8 protein-coding genes and 2 pseudogenes are annotated in these 9,859 nt (G+C 63.5%); 6 read left to right on the plus strand and 4 right to left on the minus strand.

The genetic code is table 11. The features are described 5' to 3' along the window. Positions 1 to 113: 113 nt before the first annotated feature. Together EOA28_RS13165 and EOA28_RS13170 are read right to left on the minus strand one after the other, a co-directional pair. Entirely contained in the window at positions 114 to 524 is a 411-nt protein-coding gene (locus EOA28_RS13165) for a hypothetical protein (RefSeq protein ID WP_127249165.1), read from the minus strand. Positions 525 to 706: 182 nt separating this feature from the next. Next, a complete protein-coding gene (locus tag EOA28_RS13170) occupies positions 707 to 1,318 on the minus strand; it encodes an alpha-ketoglutarate-dependent dioxygenase AlkB (RefSeq protein WP_127249166.1) in 612 nt (203 codons plus the stop codon). A gap of 100 nt (positions 1,319 to 1,418) precedes the next feature. Here EOA28_RS13170 and EOA28_RS13175 point away from each other — a divergent pair, with 100 nt between their 5' ends. After that, complete coding sequence (locus EOA28_RS13175; protein ID WP_126064441.1) at positions 1,419 to 1,634, plus strand: KTSC domain-containing protein; 216 nt, start codon at positions 1,419 to 1,421, stop codon at positions 1,632 to 1,634. 35 nt (positions 1,635 to 1,669) lie between these two features. Here EOA28_RS13175 and EOA28_RS13180 read toward each other — a convergent pair whose 3' ends face one another. Then, a complete protein-coding gene (locus EOA28_RS13180; protein ID WP_127249167.1) occupies positions 1,670 to 2,791 on the minus strand; it encodes an NAD(P)/FAD-dependent oxidoreductase in 1,122 nt (373 codons plus the stop codon). A 196-nt stretch (positions 2,792 to 2,987) separates the two neighbouring features. Here EOA28_RS13180 and EOA28_RS13185 point away from each other — a divergent pair. The 5 genes and pseudogenes from EOA28_RS13185 to EOA28_RS13205 all read left to right on the plus strand — a co-directional run bounded on the left by EOA28_RS13185 (position 2,988) and on the right by EOA28_RS13205 (position 8,469). Continuing rightward, positions 2,988 to 4,363, plus strand: a pseudogene (locus EOA28_RS13185) (aspartate aminotransferase family protein). Between the two features lie 221 nt (positions 4,364 to 4,584). After that, complete coding sequence (msuE, locus tag EOA28_RS13190) at positions 4,585 to 5,148, plus strand: FMN reductase (RefSeq protein WP_127249168.1); 564 nt, start codon at positions 4,585 to 4,587, stop codon at positions 5,146 to 5,148. 590 nt (positions 5,149 to 5,738) lie between these two features. Beyond that, a complete protein-coding gene (locus EOA28_RS13195) occupies positions 5,739 to 6,893 on the plus strand; it encodes an HD domain-containing phosphohydrolase (RefSeq protein ID WP_245463379.1) in 1,155 nt (384 codons plus the stop codon). 90 nt (positions 6,894 to 6,983) lie between these two features. After that, entirely contained in the window at positions 6,984 to 7,256 is a 273-nt protein-coding gene (locus EOA28_RS13200; RefSeq protein WP_027024197.1) for a hypothetical protein, read from the plus strand. Between the two features lie 143 nt (positions 7,257 to 7,399). Then, a pseudogene (locus EOA28_RS13205) lies at positions 7,400 to 8,469 on the plus strand (substrate-binding protein). Between the two features lie 117 nt (positions 8,470 to 8,586). On the opposite strand, the gene EOA28_RS13210 reads toward EOA28_RS13205, so the two are convergent. After that, positions 8,587 to 9,672, minus strand: a complete 1,086-nt coding sequence (locus EOA28_RS13210; RefSeq protein WP_128314940.1) for a Gfo/Idh/MocA family oxidoreductase — start codon at positions 9,670 to 9,672, stop codon at positions 8,587 to 8,589. Positions 9,673 to 9,859 lie beyond the last annotated feature (187 nt).

The raw sequence follows: 9,859 nt of genomic DNA on the forward strand, positions 1-9,859 counted from the left end.
CCTCTAAAGCGCGTCGCGATCTTTCAGGTTCGCTCCCTGCGCTTTAGGTTCTTGATTCTGCGCATGTCCTTTGTCCCGAAACCGGTTCCCACTTTCGGGAGACATGCTTTAGGTCAGGCCGTCGTCTGGATGACCAGCGTCAGCGTGCCGTCACCGTCGATGTTGGCTGCGACGACCTGCGAGGAATTCAGTCCGTTCGCATGCAGGACCGACGTCGCCTCGGGCGAGGCATCGACCGAGTTCTGCAGCTTGGCCAGCTCCTTGGCCGTCGTCCTGGTGACTATGGCCTCCGCCTGCGCCTTCACTTCCGAAGGCAGGTCCTCCATCGCCACCACGATGATGTTGGTGACGTTCTGGGCGGCATGGTCCTGGCCGGGCTGCGGCTGGCCGGGCTGCGGCTGGTCTGGAATGGGTTCTTGAGCAGGAGGCGGGGCTTGCGGCGGCTGCGGATCGGCGCGTTGAGCAGAAGCGGGCTGCGCCAATGCCATTGCCGACAGCGTCAGGACCATGGTCAAGGTGCGCATCGTCTTTCCTTTCGATCTCGAAATCTGACGACACAACCCCCGGGGCCGGGTGATGGTTCCAGGAAAGCCGCGACAGCGGCGACTTAGAGCAATTCCAGGAAGAGTGTGAGCGGTTTTGCGGCCGGAATTGCTTCAAAAACAAAGATAGAGCGGTTCGTGTTTCCGTGAAACGGTGAAATGCTCTAAGAGACGCGCATCGTCCGGAAGGTGACGGAGTAGCGGTGTTGCGCGACAGGCGGGATGGAGTGTTCCCACTCGTTTCGCGACGGGCCGGCCATGAGATAGACCGACCTGGGCTCGACGTCGATCGTTTCACGGTCCCATGCCGCGCCGCTCTTGCGGCGCAGCCGGAAACTGCAGGGCGCCAGCAGGGAGACGCCGGCGACCAGCTCGAAATGCGGCTTGTCGCGATGCCAGCCTATGCCGGCGCCCGGGCGATATTCGTTGATGAGCAGCTGCGCGAATTCGCTCGCCGGGATGCCCGCGAATTCGGCGACCTTGGCGCGCAGCGGCAGCAGGAAGTCCGGAATGGGCGGCGCTTCGAGCACCTGGCGACGCTCATAGTCATAGCGCAGGCCGAAGCCGACGACCTGCCTGTTGGCTGGATGGCCGTGAAAATCGAACGGCTTGAAAGGCAGGCCGCGGATATGGCCGACCAGTGCGTGCTCTTCGTCACGGGTGATCAGTTCCGGCTTGTAGGAGAAGCCTTCGGGGAGGTTTGCGGGCAGCGCGGGCGCACCAAAGAGATCGCCCTGGCGGGCGCTCTCCCTGGTCGGGCGTTTGGCTGATGACATGCGGCTCAGATAGGCGATCGGAGCACGTGTGCAAGGCCGCTCACGGCCCGCGGAACCTGGAAGATGCGTGAAGGGTTAGGATGGAAGCAGGATGCCGGCCATGCCTTCCACCGCAATCCAGAACATTCACTACGATCCGTCGCGGCGAGTCCTTTCGGTATGGTTCGTTCCGAGCGGCGACCGCTACGACTATGAGGATGTGGAACCCGAGATCTACATGGCCTTCAAGGCAGCTTTCTCAAAAGGCCAATTCTTCAACGAGTTCGTGCGCGATCGCTTCAGATACCGCCTCGTTGGACGTGGGCGCCGGCATTGAGTGCCAGGGCGCCGCGTCTTGACGCCGCGGCGTCGTCAGCCCGTCTTGGGCGCGACGATGCACATCACGTGCTCGGCGATCGCCAGGCTGGCAGTCAGGCCGGGGCTTTCGATGCCGAACAAATTGACGAGGCCGTCGATGCCGTGCGTTGCGGCATCCTGGATGACGAAATCGCTGTTGGCGTCGCCTGGGCCTGAGAGCTTCGGCCGGATGCCGCTATAGCCCGCCTGCAGGCTGCCATCGGGCAGATCGGGCCAGTATTTGCGGATTGCGGCATAGAAGCGCTCACCGCGCGCCGGATCGACGCGATAGTCGATCGTGTCCGTCCACTCGACGTCCGGTCCGAAGCGTGCGGCGCCTGCAAGATCGAGCGTAAGATGGACGCCGAGCCCGCCGGGCTCAGGCACGGGATAAATAAGATGTGAAAAGGGTGCGCGCCCGGCAACCGAGAAATAATTGCCCTTGGCGTAGCGAAGCGCCGGCAGGAATTGCCGACCAAATCCTTCGAGCGAGCCTGCCAAGGCGACGGCGCCCAGGCCGGCCGCATTGATAAGGCGCGGCGCGGCGATCTCGAACTGCTCGCCGCTCGCCGCGTCCATCGTCCGCACCACGATCCTGCCCGGCTCGACGCGGCCCGAGACGATGCGGGTGTTGAGCGACAGCGTCGCGCCGTTGTCCTCGGCGTCGCCGAGCAGGCCGAGCATGAGCGCGTGGCTGTCGATGATGCCAGTGGACGGCGAAAGCAGCGCCATGGTGCAGTGAAGCGCCGGCTCCAGGGCTTGCGCTTCGGCGGCGGAGACGAAGCGCAAATCGTCGACGCCGCAGGCAGCGGCACCAGCCTGGATCGTGGCGAGCACGGGGTCCTGGGCCTCGTCGCTCGCGACGATCAGCTTGCCTGCGCGGCGATGCGGGATCGCGCGTTCCGCACAGTATCGATACAGCATGTTGCGGCCAGCGACGCAGAGCCGGGCCTTCAGCGACCCTTGCGGATAATAGATCCCGGCATGGATGACTTCCGAATTGCGCGAACTCGTCTCGGTGCCGATGGCATCCGCGGCTTCGAGGACAAGCGTGTCGAGACCTTTGGCGGCCAATGCGCGCGCGACCGCCAGACCAATCACGCCTGCGCCCGCGATAATGCAGTCGACTTGTTCCATGTGCTAACCCTGCTGCGCCATCAGTTCCGCGACTGTCGCGGCTTGTTGGCGCTATCGATAACCGGCTTGGCGGCTCTTGCGACCAGCCTTCGCGATGAGGCATCAGCCGTGACAATGCAACGCGGAACTTTCGGATTTCTCAACGAGGAAGCTCGTCCTATTTCCGCTTTGGACCCCAAGACAGGACCCCACCATGATGGACGCCAGACCGAATTCCCCCGAAGCCCGCGATATCCGCTACCACATGCACGGCTACACCAACGCGCGCAAGCACCAGGAAACCGGTCCGCTGGTGATCGAAAAGGGCGACGGCGTCTATGTCGAGGACATTGCCGGCAATCGCTACATCGAGGCGATGGCGGGCTTGTGGAGCGTCGCCGTCGGTTTCTCGGAAAAGCGGCTGGTCGAAGCGGCGACAAGACAGATGTCGAAGCTGCCCTTTTACCACGACTTCGGCTCGAAGGCGCACGCGCCGCTGATCGACCTGGCCGAGAAGCTGGTGCAGATGGCGCCGGCGCCGATGAGCAAGGCCTATTTCACCAATTCCGGTTCCGAGGCCAACGATACCGCGATCAAGATGATCTGGTACCGCTCGAACGCGCTCGGACAGCCGGCGCGCAAGAAGATCATCAGCCGCAAGCGCGGCTATCATGGCGTCACCATCGCCTCGGCGAGCCTGACCGGCCTGCCGAACAACCATCTCTCCTTCGATCTGCCGATCGCCAACATCCTGCACACGTCGACGCCGCATCACTGGCGCGACGCGGAGCCCGGCGAAAGCGAGGAACAGTTTTCCGCCCGGCTCGCCGACGAGCTGGAAAAGCTCATCCTCGCCGAGGGCCTGAAACGATCGCCGCCTTCATCGGCGAGCCGATCATGGGCGCCGGCGGCGTCGTCGTCCCGCCCGCCGGCTACTGGGAAAGGATCCAGGCGGTGCTGTCGAAATACGACATCCTGCTGGTGGCCGACGAGGTGATTTGCGGTTTCGGCCGCACCGGCGAAATGTTCGGCTCGCAGACCTTCGGCATCAAGCCAGACATCATGGTGCTGTCCAAGCAGATCTCGTCCTCCTATCTGCCGATCTCGGCGCTGCTCATCAACAACAAGGTGTTCGAGCCGATCGCCGACGAGAGCAACCGCATCGGAACTTTCGGTCACGGCTTCACCGGCGGCGGTCATCCGGTCGCCGCGGCGGTCGCGCTGGAGAACATCAAGCTGATCGAGGAGCGCGACCTCGTCGGCAATGCGCGCAAGGTCGGCGCGCATCTGCAGGCAAGGCTGCGCAAGCTTGCCTCGCATCCGCTGGTGGGCGAGGTGCGCGGCGTCGGCCTCATCGCCGCGGTCGAGCTCGTGGCCGACAAGGCGACGAAGGCGCCCTGGGGCAAGCCGGCGGTGCTCGGCGCGCTGGTCAACGGCTTCCTGCAGCAGAATGGCGTGATCTCGCGCAACATGGGCGATGCCATCGCCTTCTGTCCGCCGCTGATCATCACCGAGACCCAGGTCGACGCGCTGGTCGATGCGTTCGAGCGTTCGCTCGCCGCCGCCCTGCCGCAGATTAATCCGCAGGGCTGAAGAGAGGATGGCGCCCGATGTCTTGCGTCCTTTTCCCCTGCTGATCGGCAAGCTGCCTATGCGCGTCTCGCCGTCGGTATCCATAATCTGTTCGATCCATGGAAAAATTGTTCGGCGGCGAGCCCTCCAAGGGTCGACGGTTCCTTCTAAGACGGGTCGGAGTCTATAAAAAATATAGACATTGGACCCTGGTCGTCGACATACCGAGAAAGTGCCACAGCATGCCCAATCCAACCGTTGTCGGTTTCTCCGGAAATTTCACCCGGCCGTCGAAGACGCGCGGCTTCGTCGAGCACGTCGTCAGGGATATCGCGGTCCGCAACAATCTGTCGGCGAGCACCTATGACATCGAGGATGTCGGCGCCTCGCTCGGCAGCGCCAAATGGGCGCGAGATCTCGATCAAAAGGGCCGCGACGTCCTCGACAAGGTCGTCAATGCCGATGTGCTGGTGGTCGGATCACCGACCTACAAGGGCAGCTATACGGGCCTGTTCAAGCACTTCTTCGACCTGCTCGACCCAGCCGCGCTCAGGGGCAAGCCGGTGCTGCTGCTTGCCACCGGCGGCGGCGAGCGGCACGCGCTGATCGTCGAGCACCAGCTTCGGCCGCTGTTCGGCTTCTTCGAGGCGCTTGCCTTGCCGACGGGGGTTTACGCGACGGACAAGGATTTCGCCGATGGCGTTCTCGTGTCCGAAGCGATCCGCAAACGCGCCGCGCAGGCGGTCGAGGAGGCGGGTTATGCGCTGTTGCGCCGCGCTGGCGGTCAGCGGGTTGCGGCCGAATAGCCGAGGCCCTCTGGCCGGGGACGTTTCCCGACGGGTGAGGCATGGCCGATACGCCATCGGGCCAGCCGGCAGGCGATACGATTATCGCGCCGGTTTCAAGCGTAGCCGAGATGTCGGTCGGAATCGGACGGCTGATATTGCCGGTTGCAATACCGCGAGACGCTCCTTGGACTGGGCTCGCTTAAGAACAAATCTATATCCCCGACCAGTTCGATGCGCCTCAATCGCGACTTAAAGCGCGTCGCGATCCTTCGGATTCGCTCCATGCGCTTTGGTCTTTGATTTGCGCATGTCTTTATCCCGAAGCCAGTTCCCACTTTCGGGAGACATGCTTCAGTTCCATCGCGATAGTCGGAAGCGGCTGATATCCGCGAGGAAATCAAACGCTTACCTACATTAGGGCTTGCTGGTATAAGAGGGTTTCGTCAAGGCTGGTTTGTCCACGTCGAAAATTTCAGCTGAGACACTGTCGACATTTGACGATTTGGTGCGCCGAGTAAGATCCGAGGCATAAGCGAGGACCATCATGAAGTCTGCGCGGCGTATCGAGACTTCTGTCATCGCACACCCTCAACCAGGTCCTGCCTGAGGTGGCGCAGCGGATCGGCGAACGCCTCGGTCTCTCCGACGAAATCCGGCGCAACCTTGGACAGATCTACGAGCGTTGGGACGGCAAGGGCCTGCCGCGTGGACTGAGCGGCGAGGAGGTTCCGCCCGCCGTGCGCCTGATCACACTGGCGCAGGATGCGATCGCGCTCAGCGATGCCGTCGGCATCGACGGGATGGCCGAGACCATCGGCAGTCGTGCCGACGGCCCGTACGAGGCCGATCTGGCGCGGCTCGTCTCGGCCAACGCCGCGATGCTGATGCGGGGTATCGGCGCTACGATCGACCGCGAGACAATTCTAGCGCTGGAGCCGGATCCGCCCGTGACGCTGGACGAAGGGGCTTGCGACGAGGCGTTCCTCGCCATCGCCGACATGATCGACATGCGCATGCCATTTACGCAGGGCCATTCGCGGATGGTGTCGGAGCTGGCCGCGGGCGCCGGAGCAAGGATCGGTCTGCCCGCCGCCGATGTTCGCGCGCTGCGCTGGTCGGGCTGCATCCATGACATCGGAGAGCTCGCAGTGCCTGTGGCGACCTGGATGCGCAACGGTCCGCTGTCGGTGCGCGAGCGCGACGCGGCGGAACTGCATGCCTATTACGGCGAGCGGGCTCTGGCTTCCTTCGGCCATGACGGCGATGCGATGGGGGCGCTCGTGCTGCGTCATCACGAACGCCTGGATGGTTCGGGATATCACCGCAAGGTCGGCGGCTCCGACCTCTCCCCGGCGGCGAGGATATTGGCCGCTGCCGAAGCCTTCCAAACGTCACGCGAGGAACGTGCGCACCGCAAGGCGCTGTCCAGCGAAGCGGCGGCGGCACAGCTGCGCGCGGCTGTTCGTGACGGCTGTATCTGCCCCGACGCCGCCGAAGCCGTGTTGTCATTCGCCGGGCAGCAGTCGCGCCGGGCCTTGCCGCAGGCGTTGGCCGGCATGACGCCGCGCGAAATCGAGGTGCTGCGCCTGATCGCCGCCGGGCTTACGGCGAAGGAAGTGGCTCGGAAGCTGGATATCTCGCCCAAGACCGCAGACCATCACATCCAGGCTGTCTATGGCAAGATCGGCGTGGGCACCCGTGGCGCGGCCGCGCTCTATGCGGTCGAGCACGGCCTTGTCCGGCCGGGTGAAATGCCGGCATAGGGAATTCACCCCATGTGCGCCCGCTGCGAGGCGCGCATCGTGATCCTGTCGACGGACCAATGGGGGCCGCGACCGACAGGAGGAAATCCGATGCTTCTCGCAACGACCAAGGTGGCCGACGTCGACCACTTCATCCGCATCTTTTCAACCAAGGGCGCCGACAAGCGCCGGCTGCACGGCTCGAACGGCGCAACCGTGTTCCGCGACCCGAGCGAACCGGACCGCGTCTGGGCGATCTTCGACTGGGACGCCGAGGGCTGGAAGAATTTCGTGTCGGATCCGGAGGTGCCGGCGATCCTTCAGGAAGCCGGCCATGTCGGCAAGCCGCAGGCGGCATTGCTGCTCGGCCACTACGAGGCCTGAGGTCCGCGCCGTGCGTCGCCTGCCGTCGGCGGCGGCGCGTCCGGCAAAATCCAGAACACGAAACCCGTGATCGGAGATTTCAAATGGATCCGAAACCCATCAAGATCGGCCTCATCGCCGAACTGACAGGCCCATTGTCTTTCATGGGCATCGCAAACGCGAACCTCACCACGATGCTCGTCGACGATGTCAATGCCACAGGCGGCCTGCTCGGCCGGCCGGTGGAACTCGTCATCGAGGATGGCGAGACCACCGACAGTGTCGCCAAGGCAAAGGCCGCGAAACTGGTCGATGCCGAGAAGGTCGATGTGGTCGTCGGCGGTATCTACAGTTCGACCCGCCTGGCCATCAAAAGCGAGGCGGTCACGCGGGGCAGGACGCTCTACATCTATACGAGCAGTATGAGGGACAGGAAAATGATCCCCTGATCTTCTGCACGGGCCCCGTGCCAGCGCAGCAGGTCGATCCGCTGATCCCATGGCTGATGAAGAGCACCGGAGCGAAGCGGTTCTATCTGCCGTCGGCTGACTACATCTGGCCGCATCTGCTCAACAAGGCCGCCAGTCGGGCGGTGCACGCCAATGGCGGCGAGATCGTCGGCGAGGAGTATTTCCCGCTCGACACCGTCGATTTCCGACGTACGGTGCAGCAGATCATGGCAAGCGGCACGGACGTGATTTTCAACACCATTGTCCCGCCGGGCCTGACGCCATTCCTCGAAGAACTGCACAAGGCCGGTTTCGGCAAACGCGGCGGCAGAATCGTCTGCACTTACTTCGACGAGAACTTCTTCAATCTGGTGCCGTCCGAGCAGATCGAGGGCCTCTACAGCTGCCTCGATTACTATCAGGAACAAGACGAACCGTTCGGCCGCGCGCTCTTGCGCCGCTATAGCGAGCGGTTCCCAGGCGGCGCCACCTTGACCGCGGGCAGCGGGTGCACCGGACATTACCGGGCAATCAAGATGTGGGAAGCTGCGGTAAAGGAAGCAGGCAGTGTCGAGCGAGATGCGGTTATACAGGCGCTCGATCACGTGCGGATCGGCGAAGGCCCGGGCGGTCCGGCCGAGATGGTTCCCGGACAACACCATGTTCGCATGAACATGGACATCCCGCAGGCACAGAGCGGTCGATTCCGGATCGTCAAGAATCTGGGTCCGATCGATCCCGACGAGCAAGTGCTCAGCGGCTTCCAATTCAGGAACGCAGGGTGACTTGAAGCGCCGATCGCTGATGCTTCTGGCGGGGGCAGCCGCATGATGCCCTCGCTATCTCCGTCGCACTGACAAGCTGGTCGGACCTGACTGCCCTGCATGTCGCGGCTGGCGACCTTATTTCCCGCCGCTCTCTCTCATCCGCGCGATGATCTCGGCCATCAGCGCAAGGTCGCGCCGTGAGTCCGCCAGGTCGGTGAGCGGCTTGGTGCCCTCCATGATGTGGCGATGGAATGTCTCCAGCTCGTTGGAGAAGGCATCGCCATAGAGCGGTCCGAAGGCCTTCGTCACTGGGCCGAGCGGCCCGGCCTCCGTCACCTCCAGGCGCGTCGGCAGGCTGCGGATATAGGGCGTGTCGTAGATGATCCGTACCCGTTTGGTGTTGGAGCGAACCTCGATCATGGCATCGAACAGGCCGAGATCGTCGACCACCGCGTCATAGAGGCAGGCGAAGTGGCCGTAATCGAAGGTGACGCTGGTGTTGGCGCCGCCATTGGTGTGGTGCGCCGCCACCACCCGCCGCGGCTCGCCAATCAAGCCACGCATGGCCGAGATGTGGTGCGAGGAGAGCGCGGTCAGGCCTCGATAGGCGCGCACGAGCTCGGCCGAGGCGTCTTTTCCGACCACCTCGCGGATCAGCGCGTCGCGCTCCTCGGCACCGCGCGAAAGGATCGCCGGGTCGATGTCCCGCGGATAGAGGATGTTCTGGCTGTTCTTCAGGAAATGCCGGCCTTCCGAGATCAGGTCGAAAATGCGCACGTGGGTGATGTCTTCGTGCGCCGGCAACTCGTCTCGCGCCGCCAGATAGGCCGGCGCGTAGCGGCGCATGTAGCCGACGAAGATCGTCTTTTCGTAGTCCTTGCTCAGCGCCATCAGCTCGTCGATCTCGCGCACCGTCAGACAGGCGGGCTTTTCGAGCAGGACATGCTTGTTGGCTGTAATCGCGGCGCGGACGAAGCAGCTGTGCGTGTCGTCCGATGAGAGCACGAAGACCGCGTCGATATCCGGCGAATTGATCAGCGCCTCGGCGCTTTCATAGGCCTTGGCGGTTGGGTATTGCGAGGTGATGAGTTTCACCAGGCTCGGTGAAACGTCATGGGCGCCGGCGATGACCCAGCGGTCGCGCTGGTCGGCCAACACCGGCAGATGGATCGATTGCGCGACCTCTCCAAGACCCACAAGCCCGACACGGATCAGCGCCACGGCGAACTCCTTCGCTAGTTTGTTTCAAATTCCATGCGCGGCGCGGCTGTCACGCCGCGCCGGTCACCAGCGCCACGAGCTCGTTGCCGGTGGTTTCGGACGAGCGCACCGTCGCCACCATCTTGCCGGCACGCATCACCCAGATCTGGTCGGAGAGCCGTCGCACCTGATCAAAATTGTGGCTGAT

Source organism: Mesorhizobium sp. M2A.F.Ca.ET.067.02.1.1 (assembly GCF_004023285.1).
Classification (GTDB): domain Bacteria; phylum Pseudomonadota; class Alphaproteobacteria; order Rhizobiales; family Rhizobiaceae; genus Mesorhizobium.